Raw genomic sequence first — 22,992 nt, 5'->3', positions numbered from 1 at the left:
GATTCCTTACCCCCTGTGATTGTTTTGCTTATCTTGTATTTTGGAAACGTAACCTTCTTTATTCGTTTGACGAGCTCGAGCTATGGAAAGGGCTTCCCCAGGAACATTGTCCGTTATAGTCGAACCAGCAGCGACGTATGCATTCTCACCAACTGTGACGGGTGCAATCAAATTGGAGTTGCAGCCGATAAAGGCACCATCTTCAACTTTTGTAAGATGTTTGTTTTTCCCATCATAATTGACTGTGATCGAGCCACATCCAAAATTGACATCTTTTCCGATTTCAGCGTCACCGATATAGCTTAAATGAGAGGCTTTGCTGCCATTATCCATTTTGGACTTTTTGATTTCGACGAAATTACCGACTTTGATGTCATTTCCCAATTTCGATTGTGGTCGGATGTGTGCAAACGGACCGATCGCTACATTGTCACCGACATCACTATCATGGACGACAGATTGGCGAATGACTGTAGCGTTCCCGATTTGGCTATCTTTAATTTCACTGTTCGGACCAATTTCACAATCTTCCCCGATTGAGGTTTCACCAGACAGCACTGTACCAGGCATAATGATGGAATCCTTCCCAATCGTCACATCTGCACTGATGTAAGTTTGCTGTGGATCAATGATCGTCACACCATTTCTCATGTGTTGCGTGTTGATCCTTACTTTCATCAGTCTTTCTGCCTCCGATAAAGCGACGCGATCATTGACACCGATCGTTTCATCAAAGGATGGAGTTTGATAAGCTGCGACTGTTTCCGATTGGTTTTTCACGATCTCAATGACATCAGGCAAGTAATACTCGCCCTGTACATTATCGTTATTCACCTGTTTTAGAGCTTCAAACAATGTTTGATTGTCAAAACAGTATGTGCCTGTATTGATTTCTTGGACTGCCAATTCTTCCATCGAGGCGTCTTTATGTTCAACGACTTTCGCTACTGTTCCATCCTCATTCCGGATAACTCTTCCGTAACCTGCAGGGTCCTCTGCACGAGCGGTCAACAAGGTCACTTTCGCGTTTTCCTTTTCGTGATGTGTAAGGAGAGCCTCCATCGTTTCTGAAGAAATCAATGGTGTGTCTCCACATACCACAAGGGTCGTTCCATTCAATTCTCCAAGCTGCCCCTCGGATTGCATGACCGCGTGGCCTGTTCCTAGCTGCTCTTCTTGAAGGGCGTATTCTATATCTGCCCCAAGCTGGGATTTCACCTTTTCAGCTCCATGTCCGATGACCGTTACGATCTTTTCGACGTTAACATTTCTGATCTGATCGACGACATGCTGAACCATCGGCTTTCCAGCCACAGGGTGCAGTACTTTATATAAACGAGATTTCATTCGGGTACCTTGTCCAGCTGCCAGCACAACTGCATAACGTTTCGTCATAAATATCCTCCAATGCTCGTAATCCTATAATTCCATTATGAATATATCTCATAATGCTGTCATATTCAAGGAAACGGGGCTTTTGTCGTTAGATTGAAACATTCTGTGTAATTTGTACCATCCTTCAATGACAAGCAGGAGGATATTCATCATTTCATTTTTTAAAATAGTTCTGAAATTCTTGGTGGATATCTACGGTTTCAGTTAGTTTGATTTTCACTTAACTTTTTAAATAATGGCTAACGGAAACAGGAGCAAAATTTTTATATATAAATAAAAGAACCCAATCACGTTGATCAGGTTCTTAGATGCGTAGATTAGGATGCACCTGCTTCTTCTAAAGCGGACTCCAATTCCCCTACACGATGGTATTCTGTTAACACAGCAGTCTGGATCTTTTCACGAGTGTTTGATGTGATCGGATGAGCGATGTCACGAAATTCTCCATCTGGAGTTCGTTTACTAGGCATCGCAACAAACATCCCGTTATTTCCATCAATCACACGGATATCATGAACAACGAATTCATGATCGATGGTGATTGAAGCAATGGCTTTCATGCGTCCATCTGTGTTCACTCGTCGAAGTCTTACATCAGTTACTTCCATTTTGTAAAAACACACCACCTTTTTTATAAATACCAGCGTATTATGTACATTCAACATACTAGTAACATTTTCCTTCTCGGAATATAAAAAATAATTGAAAAATTAAATAATTTTAACCTTTTTTTCTTTAAGCTCCTTAGAAGAAATATTTTCGGAGCCTTCATAACGCATTATATGGACACTTCCACCTATTTTATCCGCCGACTTGTCCGTTAAACCAGCCTTCGTTGGGTAATTACTGTAGGGGTTAAAGTCAAATGGTTCACCAACCAAATGGACACCAGAGACCTTATATGCCCCATATCCCACGTTTTTAGAAAATTAGAGGACACCAGGAACCTTATTAGCCTCAAACCTGACAAAATCATGTTCGTTTTCGGCAAATAGCGGAACAGTTGTCCTCTAATTCCAGCTTTACCAAATGCGAACTGGAGTTCAAGTGTCGTCAGCCCATGGATTTGTTTTCAAGCTTCTTAAATGTAAAAAGACATGCTGCATAATAACTGCAACATGTCTTTAGAGTATTATTTCACGAGCGCGATCACTTCTATTTCGATTTTAACGTCTTTTGGAAGCTTCGACACCTCAACACAAGATCGGGCAGGTTTGTGTGTTTCAAAGTAACCGCCATATATCTCATTGACCTCAGGAAAATCGCTCATGTCTTTAAGAAATACCGTCGTTTTGATGACTGTTTCCAATGAAGCACCTGCTTCTTCTAATACAGCTTTCAGATTGGCAAATACCTGGTGGGTTTGAGTCGAAACATCCTCTCCAGCAAGGTTCCCCTCTGGAGTCAATGCAATCTGCCCCGAACTGTAGAACATATTGTTCACGATGACGCCCTGGGAATAGGGTCCTATCGCTTCTGGTGCATTAGATGTATGAATCAGTTTCAAGATTGATCATCCTCCATTCGATCTAAATAATTTCCTGCTTCAACTTGTATCTTCTTCTCTCTGGTATCCACATGTGAAAGCCTGGCGACAGAAATGTAATCATCAACAAGCCTTTCTTGTACTTCTTCGGACTCGACCAGGACTCCGATTCCGACCATATTTGCTTCAAATTCCTGGAGCAGATCCATCATTCCTTTTATCGTGCCCCCTGCTTTCATGAAGTCATCTACTATCAACACGTTCGAACCGGATTGCAGACTTCTCTTCGCTAATGCCATCGTTTGGATCCGTTTGGTCGAGCCGGAGACATAATTGATGCTCATGGTAGATCCTTCTGTCACACGGCTGTTGCTCCTGACAATTACGACCGGGACATTGAGATATGATGCGATGGCATACGCTAATGGGATGCCTTTAGTCGCTACCGTCATCACGACATCGATATTTCGTCCTGAAAAAACTGATGCGAACATCCTCCCGACTTTATCGATAATCGAAGGATTGCCGATGATATCTGTCATATAAAGGTACCCGCCAGGTAACACCCGTTCAGAAGAACTTAGTAATTCCTTTAGCTCCTCGATGACTTCTCTTGCTTCTTGTTCTGATACGCGAGGGATATACCGCACACCCCCTGCCGCCCCAGGGACGGTGACAAGCCAACCAGCACCTTGCCCTTCGAAGTTTTCTTTTATGATCAACAAGTCTTCACTTATGGAAGATTTCGCTGCCCCATATCGTTCACTGAAAAATGATAGCGATATGAGTTGGTGAGGATGCTGGAGGAGATATCTCGTTAAATCCACAAGCCTTCCGCTCCGCTTTAATTTCATGCTAGATTCCTCCAAAACCGAATATTTTAAGGTTAATATACCACTTTTGTACGTGTTTTTTCAACCTGCTATTCTGCGTCACCGAGCATCCTTACCATATAGACTTCATTGCAAAAACCTCTAAGGCCGTTATAAATCCTCTGCGCTCTGGATTCATAGATCGTCAATCCGAAAACTGTCGGGCCGCTTCCGCTCATCAATACCCCTTCGGCACCAAGACGTTGCATTTGTTCTTTAATGTGACGCACTTCCTGATGCTGTTCTAGGGTCACGGATTCCAATACATTTCCTAATGAAGCACAAATTTCATCATAGTTTTTTTCCTCGATCGCCTTTAGCATCGCTTGGGTATCAGGGTGCTCGACATCATTTATCTTCAACATACGATACACATCTGCAGTTGAGACACCAATGGATGGTTTCGCCAAAACGACCCAACATGGGGGAGGCGAAGGGATCTGACGGATGATTTCTCCTCGTCCGGAGGCAAGGGCAGTACCACCGTACACGCAAAAAGATACATCTGAACCAATTTCTGCTCCAAGCGTTGCCAGCTCGTCTGTAGAAAGTCCCAACTCCCATAACTGGTTTAAACCCTTCAGAGTAGCTGCTGCGTCACTGCTTCCTCCTGCTAAACCAGCTGATACAGGAATCTGCTTATCGATGGATATCCGCAACCCTTCACGACGATTGAATTTTTTCTTTATCAAATCAGCAGCCTGATAGGCCAGGTTACGCTCATCAAAAGGAACATACCCACCGGAAGAATCGATTGTGATTTCATTCTGATCTACAGACGTCAATTCAATACGATCAGCAAGGTCGATCGTCGTCATGACCATTTCAACCTCGTGATAACCATCTTTCCTTTTATGTAGGACATCCAACGACAAATTGATTTTAGCTGGAGCCTTAACTGATATTTTCATAAAATCACCTACTTATTTTCTAAAACCGACTATATCATAACTTCAATTATGTATTTTCCACTCGCTTCTTGCAAATCATAAATCGGAAATATTTTCACCCTATGAAGAAAACTTGGTAAAACCAAGCCTTAGTGGACAGCCAAATGTAAAAAAAGGGCGGCTCTTTTACAGAGGCCGCCCCAAAACGTAGTAGTTATTTCGTCATTTGTTCTTGCGCTTTTTCAATTGCGCGTCTTACCATGTTTCCAGCGTCTTTTGATCGGATTGCTCCCCAGCCTTCTTTTTGCACGGTATCATAGAAGCCTAATTCTTTTGCAATTTCTTCTTTTAATTGCTCTGACATCATGCCGCGTCTTCTGCCCATAATGCTAGCAGCCCCTTTCAAATACTTAATCACTACTACGTGTATGATTAGTATTAGGCCACCGGAAAGGATTTATTATTTCCTTATGTATCCTTAATTTCAATAATTTCTGCGCCTAAAGGAAATTCACCTCAAAAAGCAAAAGACACTATCAGCATCCAAATCAAACTCCATATCAAGTAAAAAAGCAGTCAGACATGAATGTCTACTGCCCACTTACCATCATTCCACTCGCTGTATCCTCATCAAATGTAAGTTCAACGGTTTCAGTCAATACATCAGCATAGCTGTATGATACTCTTTCAAATGCGTTTGTATCCTGATCGAGTTTTACGATGAAGACCGCCGGATACGTTTCTTCTAAGGTGCCGCTTCGCTCGATGGTTTTACGTCGCCCACCGTTTGCTTTAAGTGTAAGACGTTTACCTACTTGCCCTTCTAACACGCGCTTTATATCAGGAATTGTTTTACCCATTTACTACACCTCACTTAGACAAATTATAACATCATTTGATGCATTTTGTCAAAATAAATCTAAAATTATAGCAATCCTCCTTAAGCCTTGTCAACGGTAATACGTATATTTTTTCAATCTTTTTCTAGTTTGCCTTAAATTTTGCATATTATGTGGACTTGTACAAAATTATGGAGCGGGAAAAAGGAAGCTGCAGATGGTGAAGTTTTGTCGAATAATCTTTGGATGCCAGCTTGGTCCACTATACCTCCGCAGTAGTGGACTGGCTGTTGCTGTTATCATGGCTCTTGATCGGCATCCCTGTTCTTAAAAAACCTGTTGTCTCAACACCGCCGAGACCGTCATCTCCAGTAATCGTATTCCGTAAAACCTCCCATACATTGATCCGATCTACGAAGGAAGTGAAGCTTACTTTCGACACAATATAAACTGGATCTAAGGCATGGATATTCACACGTGAAGGTGAACTGGCAAAATTCGCTCCTGCTCGGATCAACGACTCGAAATGGGACTGGCATGCTCCTGCAAAAATCATCAATTGATCGAGATTGGGATTTTTCTTTCTAGCATCTTTTACTGTCCGTACAAAATATTTAGAATGTCTGTAAGCCTGAAGGTCATTCTTTTCACCTTTCGAGCTTGAATAAGCGTCATGGCCAGTGATAACCAAAATATCTGGTGCAACCTCTTCAAGGAGAGCTGGGACTTTTTCGGGCATTTCAGATTCCTTCATATGAATGCCGTATACAGGAACATTCAATTTTTTATATAGCTCTAGACATTTATTCAGATAGTATGGGTCACCATCGACATGAAGAACCTTTCCCGGGAGCTTGAAATACGAGTTGTTCTTATCATAACCACCAGTGGCGGAATACTCCATCTTATGCCGCAGCAATTGATAATCCTGTCTAAATAACCGGAAAGAGGACTTTTCTTTCTCAATAATTTTCTTTTTAATTTGTTGTTGCTCATCCCGGTTCATTACAACGATATCATCCAAAGGGGCATCAGCAATCAACCTCATATCTTCCCCCGCAAGCTCTACAATGCTTTCATCTTCAGATATTTTTACAACACGGAATAAAAGATCGCACTGATATGATCTTCTCCCAACGATATCCCCTATTTGTATCGCCATACAATTTCCCCCTCGGGCGAAAGTGGTTATTTGAGTGTCAAATTACAAAGCAACCAGCATAAGCCATTTTAGGCTGAGGAATGGTTGCATTGAAGAAAGTAAACTCTTTAGATAAAGGCTCTGTTAAAGAAGTTTGTTGATATAAAGCGAAATTTGCGACACTTCTGCGGGAAAAACAAGTCAGGCGAGACCTAATCGCTTCCACTTTTCGTTTGCCCACGGAAAGGGAGGGAATCTCGAAGAAATCAACAAACTAAACAGACAAAGATAAAAAATAAAATTACGTTACCCTTCTACCTTATGTACACACACGTGGAAAAATGATAAATAAAAAGAAACCGATGATGGAGCATTGATGTAACAGATAACAAAAAAGGGCTGACATTTGTAGTCACCCCTTGTCATTAAGGCTTTATGAACTTAAAAATTACGATGTCATGGCAATTATACCTTGTTCAATGGCAGCAAAGCATTGGATAAGTGAGCGAACTCTTCAATCGATAGCGTTTCTCCCCTGCGCTTCCCATCGATACCGGTTTCTTGTAATACCTCCTCTATCATCGACTTTTGCTCTTTAGAAAATAAATTGTTTTGCAGGTTATTCAACAATGTTTTTCGTCTTTGTGCGAAGCTTGATCGCACAACCTCAAAAAAGAAATTTTCATCCTCGACATGAACAGGCGCTTGTTCTCTTAATGTCAATGATATAACTGATGAATCAACGTTCGGCTGAGGGACGAATACCGTTTTAGGTACCCTTACTTCAGATTTTGCCACTGCATAGTATTGGACAGCAATTGATAAAGACCCATACTCCTTCGTGCCTGGCTTTGCCGCCATACGATCTGCAACTTCCTTCTGGATCATCACCACGATCCCCCTGATCGGCAATCGTTCTGTCAATAATTTCAGGATGATCGGTGTCGTTACGTAATAAGGGAGATTAGCAACTACCATCAAATCATCGATCCCGGAGAATTCTTCTTGGATGACTCCCTTAAGATCAGCTTCCAGCACGTCCTGGTGGATCACCTTGACATGGGGATAACCAGACAGAGTGTCCTTTAAAATAGGAATCAGTCTCTGGTCAATCTCAAACGCAGTCACTCTTCTTGCCTTCTTTGCAAGCTGTTCTGTCAATGAACCAATTCCAGGTCCTATCTCAATTACACCTGTTTCAGAACTGACATCGGCTGTTGCAACAATTTTATCCAGAACATTCCGATCGATCAGGAAGTTTTGTCCAAGACTCTTTTTGAATGTAAATTTGTGCTTATCTAGTATCGACTTTGTATATTGAGGTGTTGCTATATCCTTTCTCATGACTGTTCCTCCTCAAGAACCCTTTGCATGGCTTCCCTGAATTCATCCTGACTGATATGAAACATTTTCAACCTTTTGTGAAGCTGCTTTCCATTACTATAACCAAGCTTTAAAAAAGTGCCCAACTTTTCACGTCTGGATCTGGCAAGATTACCACCGATAAGACCTGCATCAATCAAATCCTGCCATGAAATCAGCTCAATTTCTTCATTAATATGATCTTCACGGGCATCTTTCAGCGCTTCTCTGATTGAAGCATCCGTTGCATGTTCAATACCAACACCGCTTTTATTTGAGGCGATGGCTTCTTTTTTCGGAAGAAATGCATGCTTGCATCCAGGAACTTGTTCACGGATGATCCTTCTGATCCGCTCACCTGGAAAATCAGGATCAGTAAACACAATTACACCTCTACGTTCCTGGGCAAGCCTTATTTTATCAATTGTAAAAGCACTTATTTCAGAGCCGTTCGTTTCGATGGTATCTGCTTCAAGAGCTCTTTTTATTGCAATCGTGTCACTTTTTCCTTCGACTACGATAATTTCTTTAATTTTCATGAAAAACCTCCGAAAAATTTGAAACCTTTTTGTAACAAAACCGTCTAAATAGTAAAAGCAATTATTTACTCAGTATACCCTATCTTAATCCGATAGATAAAGGTTATAAATCCTATAAAGCGGGTAGAGTTTATGTAAGACGTTAAAAATAGAAGGCTTAGTTGCCCTTATACTGAAGAAAGTATTTTATACTTTCTTTAAGTGCAAGAGCAACAAAGTTTACGGAAACAGCCAAATAGAAAAGGAGCCGACTCATTGCATTAGAGTCAACTCCATACATTTATCAATCAATTATTTTGATACGCACTGTCTTTCTGCCCCAGCTAGTAGCTGCCGACTTACTGCTGAAGAAGACATCGATTTTTTTACCATTGATTGCTCCGCCTGTATCTAGAGCCGTTGCGTAACCGTAACCCTCAACCCATACCTTACTGCCGAGAGGTATGACGCTTGGGTCCACCGCAATGACTTTAGCATTCGGGTTTTCCTTCAGGTTGTACCCTGTTGCCGTAATTCCAGAGCACCCTGCACAATTCGCTGTATATGCAGTACTTGAAACATAGAATTCACGACCTGAAGGCTCTGATGATTTACTACGGGAGACTGTTTGCTTCTGTACTTTTGTTCCTACCGCTACAATTTTATCCTTACTGTCAGAGACTTTTTCTGTTTTCACAAGCTCTCTGGAAACTTCTTTTCCGTTTTCCATGATTACTTCGTAATGTTTCTCGACTTTACCTTTTTTACCAGCAGATACGACTTTCTCTTTCCCTTTTGCAAGATCGCTATCCTTTCGCTTAACGACAGCGTAGTCAACTGACTCTTCCACTACATCGGTGACCTTTTCTACTCGAGTGACTTTAACCTGTGCTCCCTTTTTAACAAGGGCATCTTTTCCAGGTTCTACACGATCCATTTCATCCAGTTGGATCTTATTTTGTTTTAAAAGGTCAGCGACGGTAATCGAAGTGGTCCAAACATCTTTTTCTTTTCCGCCATCATTCAGTTTGACTTTGAAGGCCTTTTCAAGATTGACAGCCATGCCATCTGAGATGTTTGCATTCATGTCAGGTGTGAGCTTATCATGTTCCCCGACTTCTATCTTTTCTGATTCAAGCAATTCTTTTACAGTATCTGCTGTCGTCCAAACTTTTTTCTCTTCCCCATCAAGATTCAATTTAACTTGATGAGATTGGATCCATGTGATCTTCATCTGATCTTTGATTTTCGAATCCAGCCCTGGTTCCACTTCGTCATGTGCACCGACGGCTATATCATTTTCTTTCAATAACCCCTTAACGGTATCGGCATGAGTTTGCACCGTCTGATCCTTCCCGTCGATGGAGATCGTCACCGTCTTTTTTGTCATTTCATAAGCTCCGACACTGACGGCCGTCCCTAAAACAAGAAGTCCTGCAATTGATACCAGAAGCCACTTTCCCGTAATCATTCTGGTCAAAACAGTTTTCAGGTGAGTCATGTTCCGACCCCTCCTTCACGTATTCTAGTTTTCAACACCTGTTGCCCCGCTGTCAAACATCCCCTCCTTTCGCACTTGGTCCCCATTATGCAAGGGAAATCTCCAAAAAGAAAGAAAAACTGCTCGACATCTTTTGTTCAGTTCGCACTGAACTTTGTAGAATTTCGCGTAATCTCTTTTATTTTCTCAAACTTCGACATTACTCTTCAGCGACTGATGCCGAATAAGCGAAACGCGTTGTCGGAAGTTTTTTGCGCGACTTCTTCTACAGACATACCTTTTAATTCAGCGATTTGTTCTGCTATATATTTGACATAAGAGGATTCGTTACGTTTTCCTCTTAATGGATGCGGACTTAAAAACGGACAATCCGTTTCAATCAAAATGCGATCCATCGGAATTTCAACCGCTACTTCTTTCGGTTTCCTGGCATTTTTGAAAGTGACTGGTCCACCGAATGATATGTAAAAATTCATATCCATACATCTTTTCGCGATTTCAAGACTGCCACTGTAACAATGCATGATGCCTCCGACTTCTTCGGCATTTTCTTCTTCTAATATACTTACAACATCCTCTGTCGCTTCTCTGTTATGGATGACAATTGGTAGATTTACTTTTTTAGCAAGTTGAATTTGCTTTCGGAATACATCCATCTGAACATCCTTGGGTGACTTATCCCAATGATAATCGAGACCCATTTCACCAAGGGCGACTACTTTCGGATGAGAAGCCAATTCCTCAATCCACTTCAGATCTTCTTCTGTCATATCGATTGCATCCACGGGATGCCAACCGACCGCTGCATAGATGAAATCATAGCCTTCTGCTAAATCCAGGGCTCCTTTGATCGTATCTCGGTCAAAGCCGACGACAACGATATGGGAAACACCTTCGTCAAGCGCACGTTGAATGACTTCATCTCGATCCTCATCGAACTGTACAGCATTCAGATGAGCGTGGGTATCAAATAACATAGTTCCAAACACCTACTAAAATTGTAGTTTCTAATTCAGAACTCCTAGGCTCTGAAACACTTTCCTAGTTTATCACATTTATTAAAGGAATTGCTAAGTCAATTGCTTGTCATTCCGATTACAGTTTTATTACAAAAGAAAATCGTTATAAATAAGAAATCGAACATAAATAAAGAAGAATGACCGTAAAGCCCCAAGACCATTAAACTTTCCAGGATTTACCCCCATTGAAAATGAGAGGTAAAAACAGAATTGAACATAATGTCCAATGGCCTTGATTTTGGTCATTCTTCTAAATATTAGCCCCTGGCTTGCTTTATCCGCAGGAGTGTCGCAAATTTCGCTTCAAAACTTAGTCAGAAATCAACTGTATACATTTAAAATTAATGGCTTGTGTTTTCACTTACTGACTTTAAACATTTTTTACTTTATAATCGTTCCGTTTGGAAGGGTTTGGTCAATAGTCGCTAGTTTAAGTCTGCCATCTTTGCTCCCTGCAAGGATCATTCCATCAGACATTTCACCCCGGAGCTTCACTGGCTTTAAGTTCGTGACACAAATCACTTTCATCCCGACCAGTTCTTCAGGCTGGTAATATTGAGCAATGCCAGAAACGACTTGCCGTTTTTCATCACCTAAATCCAGTTGAAGCTTCAATAACTTATCTGCTTTTTTGACTTTGTCTGCTTCTACAACTTCAGCAACCTTCAATTCAACCTTCATGAAATCATCAAATGTGATTTCATCCTTACGATCTTCATTCTCTTTTTCGGCATTCTCTTCAGGTTTTTCTTCGGTCGTCCCCGTCCCTGTCATTGAATCTTTGATGTAGGTCACTTCTTCTTCATTCTCAAGTCGAGGGAAGAGAGGCTGCCCTTTTTGGACTTTCGTTCCTCCTGGGATTTGCCCGAACTCTTTCAAACTTTCCCAACCTGTCAAGAAATCCCCTTCGATTCCTAACTGTCCCCATATCTTAGCAGGTGCCTTTGTCATGAATGGCTGGATCAAAATTGAAACATACCGCAGGGATTCAGCTAAATGGGACATGACTGATGCAAGCTGATCTCTTTGATCTTCATTCTTTGATAGAATCCACGGCTGTGTTTCATCGATATACTTGTTGGTACGGCTGACTAGCTGCCAGATTGAAGACAGGGCCACTGAAAATTCCATATGGTCCATCGCGTTTTCTACTTTTTCAACCGTTGCATCGACGAGTTCTTCTATCGAATCATCAAAGGAAGTAATTGTACCCTGATGAGCTGGAATTTCCCCGTCAAAGTATTTGCTGATCATCGCGACTGTACGATTCAATAGATTCCCTAAATCATTCGCAAGGTCATGGTTTACACGATCAACGAAACTTTCAGGAGTGAAAACCCCATCAGATCCGAACGGCACTTCCCTAAGAAGGTAATAACGCAGGGCATCAAGTCCGTAGCGGTCAATCAGTGTTACAGGATCAACAACATTCCCTTTGGATTTCGACATCTTACCGTCTCTCATCAGCAGCCAACCGTGGGCAAATACTTGTTTTGGCAATGGTAGATCCAACGCCATAAGGATAATCGGCCAGTAGATCGTATGGAAACGCGTAATCTCTTTTCCTACCAAATGAACATCAGCAGGCCAATATTTTTGATAACGTTCATCATTTTCTGAACCGTAGCCAAGTGCAGTGATATAGTTCGATAACGCATCGATCCATACGTATATGACATGCTTCGGATTTCCTGGAACTTTGACTCCCCAATCGAAGGAAGTTCGTGAAACTGCCAAATCCTCTAACCCCGGCTTGATGAAGTTATTGACCATCTCATTTTTGCGTGTTTCAGGTAAAATGAAATGTGGGTTTTCTTCATAAAATTTAAGGAGACGATCGGCGTATTTACTCATCTTGAAGAAATAGGATTCTTCTTTCACTTTTTGAACAGGACGGCCGCAATCCGGACAATTCCCTTCTTCTAACTGTAGATCCGTAAAAAAAGATTCACAAGGTGTACAATACCATCCCTCATATTCATCCAGGTAAATATCCCCCTGATCCATCAGCTGCTGAAAAATCTTTTCGACAACATTCGTATGACGATCCTGGGTAGTTCTTATGAAATCATCATAGGAAATATCAAGCTTATCCCAGAGATCTTGAATCCCCTCTACGATTTCATCTACATAGTTGATTGGAGCAACACCTTGTTCTTCTGCTTTATCCTGAATCTTTTGCCCATGTTCATCGGTTCCAGTCAGATACATGACATCGTAACCGCGCAAACGCTTATAACGTGCCATCGCATCACCGGCGACAGTCGTGTACGCATGACCGATATGGAGCTTTCCACTCGGATAATAGATTGGTGTAGAGATATAAAAAGATTTGTTTTCCCCTGACATCTTGCAACCTCCTTGCACTTCCAAAAATTGTTTCAAATTTACAAAATAGGGGTATTAAAGGGTGAATACGCTATTACATGTACATTTCCCGATTTAATTCTATCATTAATCTAAGAGTTTTTCTTATCTTAGACATAAAATGACACAGAGATACGAAAACAATATATGTAAATACTACAGTATTCCTGTATTTCTTAAAAAATATACCTGAAGTACATGGTTCATTCAAGTAGTTAAATGTGAGATTTCGACATAAAATGTCGAACAATGACGAATAACTGTCGAAGTATAATACTTTTAGGTTATTAGTAATTAAAAATTTTTTAGTATAATTTTCCTGGTAAAGACAACCGGATTTGGAAATCCCAAACAATCGGCACCTCAAGATAAGCGTCAACTCGATATTTGTATCTAGTTTACAGAAATTGCAAATATTTTCATCAAAGAAAATGATTGACGAGTTTGGGAATCGCTGGTATTATTAGGGCATAATAGTTTTTGTCGAATAATGGCGATAAACATAGAATCAGGTCAAAAAACAGGAAAAACAAGAGAGGAGATTTATTATTATGAAATCTACAGGTATTGTTCGTAAGGTTGATGAATTAGGTCGCGTGGTGATTCCGATTGAACTTCGTCGTACACTTGGAATCGCAGAAAAAGATGCTCTTGAAATCTATGTTGACGATGACCGTATTGTTCTTAAAAAATACAAGCCGAACATGACTTGCCAGGTTACTGGAGAGGTATCTGATGACAACCTTTCTATTGCGGACGGAAGAATCATTCTAAGCCGTGAAGGTGCAGAGCAAATCATGAAAGAGCTAGACGATTACGTTTCAAAAGCAAAATAATCGTATGACGAAAGGGTTGGCCCTCAGTGGAGCCAACCCTTTTTTCATCTGTTGGTTTAAGTTTCCAATTGGAAATATGCGACAGCTAGCTAAGTGAGACCCGGAGGAGGTCGAACGGCCTCGGAAAGAAGGTATATTCCCTCTTATAAACACTACAACCTATATGATAACAATTGTTCATTGAACGTGATACATTTGGTATACTTCACGTTTCGGTAAGCCGCGATCCGCAGCTACTTGTTTAATAGCAGCTTTACTCGACATCTTCTCTTCATTTATATAATGTTCAATGTGCTCGACGATCGAAAGCTTCAACCACCACTGATCGGTTTCTTGAGCGATTTCCCCTGTTCCTTCTATTATTATGCAAAATTCTCCTCTGATTTGTTCCTGCTCACTCCATTTCTGTAATTCCTCTAAATTACCGCGGATGATTTCTTCATATTTCTTAGTCAATTCCCTATTTATCGAAACTTTCCGATCCGCTCCAAACACCTCTGCTAATTTTTTCAGTGTTTCTTTTATCCTGTGAGGCGATTCATATAAAATGACTGAATCCCGAACCGAGGCTAGATAATCGAGTTCTTCTTTTCTAGTCTTCTTGTCCCTTGGAAGGAATCCGTAAAAGTAAAAGTGATCAGTTGGTAGACCAGAAGAAACCAGTGAAGGAAGGGCAGCATTAGCTCCTGGTAAAGGAATGACCGGAATCTGATTTTCTACACATTGCTTCACCAACTCATAACCAGGATCAGAAATACCAGGCATTCCGGCATCACTGACCAATGCAATGGTATCACCGTTTTGAAGCTGACCAAGAAGTTTATCTCCACTTTTCATCTTGTTATGTTCATGATAGCTGACAAGAGGTGTAGGAATATCGAAATGGTTGCACAACTTTTTTGTTTGCCGAGTATCTTCACATGCGATCAAATCTGCCTCTTTCAGTTGTTGAATAGCCCGGAATGTCATATCTTCCAGATTACCAATGGGCGTAGGGACGATTACAAGGGAACCTGTCCTTCCCTCTGCATTATAGCTATGTTGATTCCACATGATTCAATTGCTCCTTCGTGTAAATCAAGCGCTTTTTCTCTTTTTTGTTCAGCTGCTTGATCTGATATTCTGCTTTAAGCGCTTCAGATTTCGTCAAGTGGTGTTCCAGATACACAAGTTCTACAGGGGTCCGACCTCTTGTGTATTTTGCCCCTTTTCCTTGTTGGTGTGCAATCAGCCGTTTATCGATATTATTCGTATATCCAGTATACAGGGTGCCATCGCAGCATTCTAAAATATATACGCAATACCGAGGGTCCCTACTCATATGCTTTTCTGACCTTCTCAGTATATTCATTCTCTTGATTATAAACGGTCAATGGAGGAAGCAGTTTCAAATCAGGCTTTCCACCCTTTGTGCCTTCAACAAGCACCATATTGGCATCCTTCCCTTGCTTTGGATAGACGAACTGCAAGCGTTTCGGTTCTACCTTGTACTGACGCATCAAGAAAAGCAGATCCATCAATCGTTCCGGTCTATGGACAAACGCTGCTTTTCCACCATTCCGAAGATTCTTAGCCGCTACCCTTACGATATCTTCGAGCGAACAAAAAATTTCATGCCGTGCAATCGCTACATGTTCATTTTCATTATGACCGACTGGATTCTTTGTATCAAAATAAGGCGGGTTACAGGTTACAATATCAAACCCTTGATCAGACTTCTGTTCATAATCCAGGATATCTTCATGTTCGATTTGAATACGTCCTTCAAGATTGTTGAGTCTTACGCTTCGTTCCGCCATACTTACAAGCTTTTCCTGGATTTCTACACCGGTGATCGATCCTTTAGTACGTCTTGATAGAACCAGTGGCACAGCACCTGTTCCTGTACATAAGTCCAATAGTCTCCCTTTTTGAATTGGGACGTAGACGAAATTTGCCAACAAGACAGCATCTAATGAAAAAGTGAACACCGAGGGACTTTGTATTATTTTCAGCTTATCTTGAACGATATAATCTACCCGCTCATCATCAAATAGCTCTATCGACATCATACTAGATCCTTTCAGAACTTTTTAATTTGTTTTATGCTCAATTATGTAGGTTTTAAATATTTGTTTGCGAAATCCAAGTGTGGGGGGTCTCGTTGAAATGTCGCGAATTCCGCTTTCAAAAACTCCAATAGAGTTCTTTATAGTAACAAAAGAGGCTGAACTACGAAAATCACAGCTCAGCCTCTATCAAATCAATCAGAGGAATCATCATTTATTTCTTATTGAGAAAAGACAGACAGAACAGACAGTCCCCTTCCGTCCGTATACTTCCGTAGTGAAGGTTGCATATATGGAATCCTTCTTGATACAAACGTGCCAGTGTATCAAATCCTTCACCAATATCAGGAACATGCTTTTGTGAATCGTTTTTCTTCGAAGAGGCTTGTCCTCCGACGGGCTGCTTATCCCTTTCCAAACGGCTTCTCAAGTTACGATTCTCAATTTCCAAATGATGATTTTCTTCTAATAGAGCAGCCAATTGGTTTTTCAGATCTCCCAATTGCTTGTATAAACTTCCGATTTGCTCTTCCATTTCACTTACTCTTGAGAAGATTTCTTTTTTATCCACGGCTTCACCCCGTTACTCTGTAGCTTGTGAAACGGAGCCTTCCTTTATAAGCTCATCGAGGGTGTATTCAATCACACGTTCACGTTCGTAAAGGTCCACTTGCACTAAACGCTCTAAAATGTTCAGACCGACTACTTTTCCGTTACCATGCGCTGTGTGAATTTCTTCTCCAATGTCGGGAAGCTCCTTTTTTGCGGTTTCATAATCATCGTTTTCATATTTTAAACAACACATCAGTCTACCGCATAATCCAGATATTTTTGCTGGATTCAATGATAGGTTTTGATCTTTGGCCATCTTGATCGATACGGGTTCAAAGTCTCCTAAAAAGGTTGAACAGCAAAGCAGTCGTCCACATGGCCCTATTCCGCCAAGCATTTTTGCTTCATCTCTGACACCGATCTGCCGCAGCTCGATCCGCGTCCGGAAAATAGATGCCAGGTCTTTCACCAATTCACGGAAATCGACCCGGCCGTCTGCTGTGAAGTAAAAGATGACTTTGTTCCGATCGAATGTATATTCAACATCGACAAGCTTCATATCAAGATCATGCTCATCGATTTTCTTCACACATACATCAAACGCTTCTTTCGCAGCGTCTTTGTTCTCTTGAACTGAAATTTGATCCTTCGTATTCGCGATTCGTACGACTTTCTTCAACGGAAGAACGACATCGTTTTCATCCACTTGCTTTTTCGCAAGGACTGTCTTCCCGTATTCAATACCTCTGGCGGTTTCGACAATGACGAATGTATTGACATCTATCTCAAGGTCACCTGGATCAAAATAATATATTTTACCCGCTTTCTTAAAACGGACACCAATTACCTCATACACTAGGTTTATCCCTCCTGCAATCTAAGCACTAATTGCTCCATCAACAACTGAAGATTCATATTTGCGTTCAAACGTCGCTTAGCCTCAAGAATATGCAGCATTTGATTGCGCACACGGCTTTGAGAGCTTTGTAGCGCTTGGACGGATAATATATTTTGATGATCGCTGTAAACGATCGAATGTTCTTCTTCTAATTGCGTAAGAAAAACATCTTTATACCAAATCAACAACAAATCCAAGCCAATTTCGACCTGTTGTTTTTCTTTGAAATGGGGATTCCAATATTCGTTAAGAGCGAGAAGTGCACGTTGGGGTCTCTCAAAAAGCTCTTCTCCTAATTTTAACACGTTCTTTCTAGCTATTACAAACCACTCATCATTCAGATATTCCTCCGCTTCTGCCTGGTCGTTCGTCAATGCTGCTGCAGTACGTGCAAGCTGGTTGGAATAATCTTTCTCAGTGAGTGCCTCGATCAATTCATTTTGTGACTGCGGGGCAAAGGTTAAAATCTGGCATCGGGAACGAATGGTGTCAAGAAGCTGTTGTGGGTTCTCTGTCAGTAATATGGCAATCGTTTCTTGACCAGGTTCTTCTAAAAATTTCAACAAGCTGTTTGCTGCTTGATTCGTCATTCGTTCCGCATGTTCAAGAATGTAAGCTTTTGATTTGGACTCAAGTCCTAAATAAGAAAATTCTTTCTGGAGATGCCGGATTTGTTCGATTTTGATCGATTGCCCATCTGGCTCGACCAAGTGTACATCAGGATGATTTCCTGAATCGATCCGTTTACAATCCGGACATTCACCACAGGGTTCACTATCCTTTCTTACTCGACAGAAATAGGCTTTCGTCAAATGGAGTGATATCTTCTTTTTCCCCGTTCCTTTATTGCCTTTGAACAGATAAGCATGTGCCAGCCGTTCTTTCTTTATGCTGTTGGTCAGTAGTTTTACGACGTAAGGTTGTCTTTGTGCGAGTGTATTCCATTCCATTACAATCGACTCTTTTCTACGTATACAAATTCACGAGCAAACCTTTGATTTCTCCAATCCGGCTTAGGATATCAATCGATTTGCCTTCACGGGAAACGAGCTCATCTGTAAGCGTCATCAACTCTTCATCGATTTGTTCTATTAAATGCATCGTTTCTAAATTACCGTGTCCATTCCAGCTTCTCGATTTTTTCAGATTCATGCCGAATTCAACTGTTTCTTTCACAAATTTTTTCACAAGCTGTTTATACTCTCTAAGATCACTTAATGTTTGTAATTTCAACAATCGTTGACCTTGTCGATCTATTTTACTTAGTAATTGTGTCAATTGTTCACTTTGGAGTTTCTGTTGTTGGGCTTGTACCACTGATTCGAACTTCCCAGACTTGACCTGGGGCTTGACACCATCCTGGATGCGTTGTTCCACAGTCGTACGAAGCTCTTGTCCTACTTTCATAATGATGCCTCCTAATATTGCATGAACTGTTCAATAGGGAGGACGAATACTGTAGCCCCACCGACTTCTACTTCAACAGGATAAGGTACATAGGAATCCGCATTACCACCCATAGGAGAGACAGGTGCTACAAGCTGATCCCTGCTCTGACAATTTTCCTTGATGATATCAAGCACACGCTGGACATGCTGATCCTCGACACCAATCATAAAAGTCGTGTTTCCAGACTTGAGAAACCCACCTGTACTTGCTAATTTTGTAGCCCGAAAATTACTCTTTACAAGTGCGTCAGATAGTCGATTGCTATCTTTATCCTGAACCACCGCCACCACAAGCTTCATAAGCGAGAGCTCCTTTCAACAATTTACCTTTATGTTAATACTATTCTCTCTATATTATATTTTCCTCTTTTTAAATCCGTGTTGAATGTACCTGAAAATGTTGATAAAAAATTATATACTAGAATGTTCTTTATACTATTATAACAGTTACACCCTAATTTATCTCACCAAGTTTCATCTCGATCAACGCAAGCACATCCTGATAGACTTTTTCAATCGGCTGCTCGGCATTTACCACGACCATACGATCTGGAAACATACCCAGGACACGCTTGTAACCTTCCTGCACCTTCTTATGAAATTCCATTTTCTCTAGATCGAGCCGATTCTTTTCTCGTTGTTCATTGTCATCAATCCGACTTAATCCAACTTCAGGTGATAGATCAAAATACACTGTCAAATCCGGCATCCGGTCCTCTGTCGCGAAACGGTTTATTGAATAGACCTCTTCAATACCAAGACCTCGGGCATACCCTTGATACGCAAGGCTGCTGTCAATGAATCGATCGCAAAGAACCAGCTTACCTTCCTCTATAGCCGGGATGACTTTTTCGACAAGATGTTGTCTTCTCGCAGCTGCATAAAGCAACGCTTCTGTCCGACCATCCATCTTTGTGTTTTCCGGATTCAAGATCACCGATCGGATTTGTTCAGCAATGTCGATCCCTCCCGGCTCACGAGTACAAAGCACCTGGATCTGTTTGGATACTTCTTTCTCGATTTGTTTAATGATGGTTGTTTTTCCGGCACCCTCTGGACCTTCAAATGTAATAAATAATCCGTTTTGCATGCTGTTACCTCCGAGTTTCCTGTTGTGTTTCGACTACATGTATATCTTTAAGGTCCGTCCCCTGAAATCTGGCTCCTTTTTGAAGAAGGAAATGACAATACTTAACGTGGGATTCCGTTATCTTTTCACCTTTCATGATGATCGGAATACCTGGGGGATAAGGTACGATCGTTTCAGCGCTTATCTCATCGACTGCCTCTTCTAGTGGGCATTTTTTCGTTTTTGAAGCTTTTAGTTCCTTATCCGTCAACGCCAATTCCGTAATGGAAGGAAATCGATCGAAAGTCACGATTTCACGCTCAACCGTTTCATAACTACTTAGTGTATGTGCAATTAAAGAGGCAAGCTCCTCGATACGCTCAAGCGGTGCAAGCGGGAAAATGAAAAGGACATTGTAAGGATCAGCAAGCTCCGAATAAATACCCTCCTCTTCAAAAATGGCTTGCATTTCAAATCCAGATAAAGATGTTTTAGACTGGATAATCAATTTAAGCGGGTCAAACCAATCTGATTCGTTTGTATGCTGGATGACTTTGATTTGCGGGATTCTGTTTAGTCGTTGCTTTACTATTTCGATACGCTCTAAAATGTGCTTGATATCTTGTTCTTCCAAACTTTCGATATATGAGCGTGCATAATCCAAAGACGCCATCAAGACGTAAGACGGGCTGCTTGACTGTAAAATTTGCAAATTCTCTTCCAAAAGCTCAACGTCAATACGTTCTGTTTTGACATGAAGGAACGAAGCCATCGTCATTGCTGGCAGAGTCTTGTGCGCAGATTGGACGACGATATCAGCACCCATCGACAGTGAGGAAGGCGGGAAAGGAGTTCCTATTGAAAAATGTGCCCCATGTGCTTCATCTATAAGAACAGGAACGTTCCTTTTATGTATGAATGAAATAATATCACGCAAATCCTTTGTCATCCCGTAATAATTAGGGTTCGTGAGAATGACTGCATCAATATGTTGATCGTGCAGGAAAGCCTCTTTTACCTGGTCCAATGTAATTCCAGTTGCAATACCCGTCTCTCGGTCCATTTCAGGGGATAACATCACTGGTCTTGCACCAGCTAACTGGATCCCATTCATGATCGACTTATGACAGTTCCGCTGCACAAGCACCTTTGCATCAGGTTTACATGTAGTCAGAATCATCGCCAGGTTGCCGACGGTCGTCCCATTGATGAGAAAATAACTTTTATCTGCTCCATAAAAGGAGGCAGTCAATGCCTGTGCCTCTTTGATTACATCAGTCGCATCATGAAGATCATCCAATCCTGTGAGTTCAGTTGCATCAAGCGTAAGAAGATTATGAGCCCAATCCTTGCTCGGCATCAACTTCCCGAATTTATGACCTGGCACATGAAAGGAAAATTCCGCTTTATCATAATGCTCACGCAATTTATCAATTAATGGTGTGTGTAAGTGTCTCAAACTTCATCCATCCGATTCTATGAAAAGTAATCCTCCCTCATTTTAGCAGATATTTCAGGTCATTTGCGAGGTCAATCCTAAAAGACAGGCAGAACATAGTCACCCAGGGTTCTATAAACACAAAATAAAAAACAGGCGTCCATCCACCTGCTTTAACACGATACCTGATTAATTTTTCTCAGCTTTTCTATAAAATATTGATATTCTTCATCATCAGTGTCTGTAACAACCATTCTCTGTTCGCAATCTGAGCATAAAAAGTGTTGGAAAATATAGATTCCCTCGTTATTTTTCTCTTCACATACCATACATATATCCATGGGTCTCTGTTCTTTTGCGGTTTCCATTTCTCCCACCTCCATCACCCATTGTTGCCACAAACAATTAAAAATATACTAAACCGATTCAATTTTTTGAAAAATCAGTTGCTATCGTAAATGTATGATGATCCATTAGAAATTGTGTATGTCTCCCTAAAACTAAAGCTGTTTATTTCGAAATTTGATTGTACTAAAAATAATGAAAGGTTTTTGCTCAACAAAAACCTTCCTTTGAAATTTTTTGTTTTGGGTTTAGGGTGTACGGCTGATTTTAGTAAAATTAATCAAATAAGATTTCATGGACCTTTTTCGTAAAACCAGGGCGTAATTGTGTACTTTACGTCTTTTACTGTTTTGATCACTTCATAATACTCTCATGAGTACATCAAAATCCGGTTTTTCAATTTTGATCACTTCATAACGCTTTCATGAGTACATCAAAATCCGGTTTTTCGATTTTGATCACTTCATAACGCTCTCATGAGTACATCAAAATCCGGTTTTTCGATTTTGATCACTTCATAACGCTTTCATGAGTACATCAAAATCCGGTTTTTCGATTTTGATCACTTCATAACGCTCTCATGAGTACATCAAAATCCGGTTTTTCGATTTTGATCACTTCATAACGCTTTCCTGAGTACATCAAAATCCGGTTTTTCGATTTTGATCACTTCATAACGCTTTCCTGAGTACATCAAAATCCGGTTTTTCTTTTTCTCCGAACGGCTCTCTGAGTACAACGTACTGGCTTTTGACTTTCATGTACTTAGAGAAAACTCCCTAAGTTCTGCATTTCTTCCTGAAACACAAAAAAGAACAGCTTTGCAGCTGCTCTCTTTTAATTGCCCGGCGACGTCCTACTCTCACAGGGGGAAGCCCCCAATTACCATTGGCGCTCGAGCTTCACTTCCGTGTTCCGCCTTCGGCCTGAGATGAACGGCGGATCTCTTCGTCATCGGCACTCGCTCC

At 41.0% G+C, this 22,992-nt stretch carries 25 protein-coding genes; 1 reads left to right on the top strand and 24 read right to left on the bottom strand.

Going from position 1 to position 22,992, the window contains the following annotated elements:
* Positions 1 to 6: 6 nt before the first annotated feature.
* The 13 genes from glmU to metG form a co-directional block, all read right to left on the bottom strand.
* The gene (gene glmU / locus N8M93_RS21665) at positions 7 to 1,395 is read right to left on the bottom strand and encodes a bifunctional UDP-N-acetylglucosamine diphosphorylase/glucosamine-1-phosphate N-acetyltransferase GlmU (RefSeq protein ID WP_261134722.1); all 1,389 of its coding nucleotides are present in this window, start codon (positions 1,393 to 1,395) and stop codon (positions 7 to 9) included.
* Positions 1,396 to 1,712: 317 nt separating this feature from the next.
* Positions 1,713 to 2,003 (bottom strand): septation regulator SpoVG, encoded by a 291-nt coding sequence (gene spoVG / locus N8M93_RS21660; protein WP_221569249.1) that lies wholly within the window; start codon positions 2,001 to 2,003, stop codon positions 1,713 to 1,715.
* A gap of 524 nt (positions 2,004 to 2,527) precedes the next feature.
* Positions 2,528 to 2,902, bottom strand: a complete 375-nt coding sequence (locus tag N8M93_RS21655) for a RidA family protein (protein ID WP_261134721.1) — start codon at positions 2,900 to 2,902, stop codon at positions 2,528 to 2,530.
* The gene (purR, locus tag N8M93_RS21650) at positions 2,899 to 3,735 is read right to left on the bottom strand and encodes a pur operon repressor (protein WP_261134720.1); all 837 of its coding nucleotides are present in this window, start codon (positions 3,733 to 3,735) and stop codon (positions 2,899 to 2,901) included. Before purR ends, N8M93_RS21655 begins: the two co-directional genes overlap by 4 nt.
* Positions 3,736 to 3,803: 68 nt before the next feature.
* Positions 3,804 to 4,664: a 4-(cytidine 5'-diphospho)-2-C-methyl-D-erythritol kinase gene (gene ispE, locus N8M93_RS21645; RefSeq protein ID WP_261134719.1), complete on the bottom strand. Its 861-nt coding sequence runs from the start codon at positions 4,662 to 4,664 to the stop codon at positions 3,804 to 3,806.
* 193 nt (positions 4,665 to 4,857) lie between these two features.
* Entirely contained in the window at positions 4,858 to 5,028 is a 171-nt protein-coding gene (locus N8M93_RS21640; RefSeq protein WP_221569245.1) for a small, acid-soluble spore protein, alpha/beta type, read from the bottom strand.
* A 205-nt stretch (positions 5,029 to 5,233) separates the two neighbouring features.
* A complete protein-coding gene (gene veg / locus N8M93_RS21635; protein ID WP_221569244.1) occupies positions 5,234 to 5,503 on the bottom strand; it encodes a biofilm formation stimulator Veg in 270 nt (89 codons plus the stop codon).
* Positions 5,504 to 5,744: 241 nt separating this feature from the next.
* Positions 5,745 to 6,644 (bottom strand): sporulation peptidase YabG, encoded by a 900-nt coding sequence (yabG, locus tag N8M93_RS21630; protein WP_261134718.1) that lies wholly within the window; start codon positions 6,642 to 6,644, stop codon positions 5,745 to 5,747.
* 444 nt (positions 6,645 to 7,088) lie between these two features.
* Positions 7,089 to 7,967 (bottom strand): 16S rRNA (adenine(1518)-N(6)/adenine(1519)-N(6))-dimethyltransferase RsmA, encoded by an 879-nt coding sequence (gene rsmA / locus N8M93_RS21625; RefSeq protein WP_261134717.1) that lies wholly within the window; start codon positions 7,965 to 7,967, stop codon positions 7,089 to 7,091.
* Positions 7,964 to 8,524, bottom strand: a complete 561-nt coding sequence (rnmV, locus tag N8M93_RS21620) for a ribonuclease M5 (RefSeq protein ID WP_261134716.1) — start codon at positions 8,522 to 8,524, stop codon at positions 7,964 to 7,966. The genes rsmA and rnmV overlap by 4 nt, the downstream gene beginning before the upstream one ends.
* 283 nt (positions 8,525 to 8,807) lie before the next feature.
* On the bottom strand, positions 8,808 to 10,004 hold the full coding sequence (locus N8M93_RS21615) for a G5 and 3D domain-containing protein (protein ID WP_261134715.1): 1,197 nt from the start codon (positions 10,002 to 10,004) through the stop codon (positions 8,808 to 8,810).
* Between the two features lie 206 nt (positions 10,005 to 10,210).
* A complete protein-coding gene (locus N8M93_RS21610; protein ID WP_261134714.1) occupies positions 10,211 to 10,981 on the bottom strand; it encodes a TatD family hydrolase in 771 nt (256 codons plus the stop codon).
* A 423-nt stretch (positions 10,982 to 11,404) separates the two neighbouring features.
* Positions 11,405 to 13,372, bottom strand: a complete 1,968-nt coding sequence (gene metG, locus N8M93_RS21605; RefSeq protein WP_261134713.1) for a methionine--tRNA ligase — start codon at positions 13,370 to 13,372, stop codon at positions 11,405 to 11,407.
* Positions 13,373 to 13,935: 563 nt separating this feature from the next.
* Here metG and N8M93_RS21600 point away from each other — a divergent pair.
* A complete protein-coding gene (locus N8M93_RS21600; RefSeq protein ID WP_261134753.1) occupies positions 13,936 to 14,226 on the top strand; it encodes an AbrB/MazE/SpoVT family DNA-binding domain-containing protein in 291 nt (96 codons plus the stop codon).
* Between the two features lie 177 nt (positions 14,227 to 14,403).
* On the opposite strand, the gene rsmI is transcribed toward N8M93_RS21600, so the two are convergent.
* The 11 genes from rsmI to N8M93_RS21545 all read right to left on the bottom strand — a co-directional run bounded on the left by rsmI (position 14,404) and on the right by N8M93_RS21545 (position 22,047).
* On the bottom strand, positions 14,404 to 15,279 hold the full coding sequence (gene rsmI / locus N8M93_RS21595) for a 16S rRNA (cytidine(1402)-2'-O)-methyltransferase (RefSeq protein ID WP_261134712.1): 876 nt from the start codon (positions 15,277 to 15,279) through the stop codon (positions 14,404 to 14,406).
* Complete coding sequence (locus N8M93_RS21590; protein WP_261134711.1) at positions 15,263 to 15,547, bottom strand: GIY-YIG nuclease family protein; 285 nt, start codon at positions 15,545 to 15,547, stop codon at positions 15,263 to 15,265. Before N8M93_RS21590 ends, rsmI begins: the two co-directional genes overlap by 17 nt.
* Positions 15,540 to 16,274: a tRNA1(Val) (adenine(37)-N6)-methyltransferase gene (locus N8M93_RS21585; protein ID WP_261134710.1), complete on the bottom strand. Its 735-nt coding sequence runs from the start codon at positions 16,272 to 16,274 to the stop codon at positions 15,540 to 15,542. Before N8M93_RS21585 ends, N8M93_RS21590 begins: the two co-directional genes overlap by 8 nt.
* Before the next feature lie 214 nt (positions 16,275 to 16,488).
* Positions 16,489 to 16,845 (bottom strand): DNA replication initiation control protein YabA, encoded by a 357-nt coding sequence (yabA, locus tag N8M93_RS21580; RefSeq protein ID WP_261134708.1) that lies wholly within the window; start codon positions 16,843 to 16,845, stop codon positions 16,489 to 16,491.
* Positions 16,846 to 16,857: 12 nt separating this feature from the next.
* Positions 16,858 to 17,682 carry a stage 0 sporulation family protein gene (locus tag N8M93_RS21575; RefSeq protein ID WP_261134707.1) on the bottom strand — a complete coding sequence of 275 codons (825 nt, stop codon included), beginning with the start codon at positions 17,680 to 17,682 and terminating at the stop codon, positions 16,858 to 16,860.
* A gap of 5 nt (positions 17,683 to 17,687) precedes the next feature.
* On the bottom strand, positions 17,688 to 18,674 hold the full coding sequence (gene holB, locus N8M93_RS21570) for a DNA polymerase III subunit delta' (protein ID WP_261134706.1): 987 nt from the start codon (positions 18,672 to 18,674) through the stop codon (positions 17,688 to 17,690).
* Between the two features lie 16 nt (positions 18,675 to 18,690).
* Positions 18,691 to 19,131, bottom strand: coding sequence for a YaaR family protein (locus N8M93_RS21565; protein WP_261134705.1), 441 nt, complete (start codon positions 19,129 to 19,131; stop codon positions 18,691 to 18,693).
* Positions 19,132 to 19,142: 11 nt separating this feature from the next.
* On the bottom strand, positions 19,143 to 19,472 hold the full coding sequence (locus N8M93_RS21560) for a cyclic-di-AMP receptor (RefSeq protein ID WP_261134704.1): 330 nt from the start codon (positions 19,470 to 19,472) through the stop codon (positions 19,143 to 19,145).
* A gap of 154 nt (positions 19,473 to 19,626) precedes the next feature.
* Positions 19,627 to 20,262, bottom strand: coding sequence for a dTMP kinase (gene tmk / locus N8M93_RS21555; RefSeq protein ID WP_261134703.1), 636 nt, complete (start codon positions 20,260 to 20,262; stop codon positions 19,627 to 19,629).
* A 4-nt stretch (positions 20,263 to 20,266) separates the two neighbouring features.
* Entirely contained in the window at positions 20,267 to 21,700 is a 1,434-nt protein-coding gene (locus N8M93_RS21550) for an aminotransferase class I/II-fold pyridoxal phosphate-dependent enzyme (protein WP_261134702.1), read from the bottom strand.
* Positions 21,701 to 21,852: 152 nt separating this feature from the next.
* Complete coding sequence (locus N8M93_RS21545; RefSeq protein WP_261134700.1) at positions 21,853 to 22,047, bottom strand: sigma factor G inhibitor Gin; 195 nt, start codon at positions 22,045 to 22,047, stop codon at positions 21,853 to 21,855.
* Positions 22,048 to 22,992: the final 945 nt, after the last annotated feature.

Source organism: Bacillus sp. Marseille-Q3570, from assembly GCF_946151055.1.
GTDB lineage: Bacteria > Bacillota > Bacilli > Bacillales > Fictibacillaceae > Pseudalkalibacillus.
This window is presented reverse-complemented; position numbering and strand designations above follow the sequence as displayed.